The organism is Paraburkholderia madseniana (assembly GCF_009690905.1).
Lineage (GTDB): Bacteria > Pseudomonadota > Gammaproteobacteria > Burkholderiales > Burkholderiaceae > Paraburkholderia > Paraburkholderia madseniana.
Genome location: NZ_VOSW01000318.1, coordinates 1 through 582, shown reverse-complemented (window position 1 = coordinate 582; position 582 = coordinate 1). Strand labels below are relative to the sequence as shown.

Here is a 582-nt window from a genome sequence, read left to right as displayed (position 1 = left end):
AAAGCGGCCTGCACGCAGAACGCGGAATGGCAGCGCCAGGGGTCACGCCCCTGCCGGTCGCGGTCAACGTGTCGCCCCGTCAGCTTGCGGACGAATCGCTCGCGGCCGACATATCGGATCTGCTCGATGAGACGGAAATGAGGGCCGATCTGCTGGAACTTGAAATCACGGAAAGCGCGGTGATGTCCGATCCGGCAAGGGCCATCAATATGCTTCGTGCGATCAGGAGCATGGGCGTGCGCATTGCCCTCGACGACTTCGGCACCGGATTTTCATCGCTCGGGATGCTTAAGCACTTCCCGATCGACACGCTGAAAATCGATCGATCGTTCATCTGCGACATCGCGGTCAATCCGGCAACCGAAGCCATCGCTCAATCCATTATCGCGATCGGCAAGGCGCTCGACCTCGTCGTCGTTGCCGAAGGCGTGGAGACGCACGAGCAGGAATGCTTCGTTCGCGAGCGCGGCTGCGACCAGATCCAGGGGTTCCACGTCAGCCGGCCATTGAACGCGGACCGCTTCGCGACGCTGTTGCGGCAACGCGCGCACACGCGGAGCGACATCAAAGACGCCACGTGAA

At 61.7% G+C, this 582-nt stretch carries 1 protein-coding gene; it reads left to right on the top strand.

Features of this window, described 5'->3' with window-relative positions; all coding sequences use genetic code 11:
• A partial coding sequence (locus tag FSO04_RS46015; protein ID WP_206753093.1) for an EAL domain-containing protein occupies positions 1-581 on the top strand: 581 nt, incomplete at its 5' end.
• Position 582 lies beyond the last annotated feature (1 nt).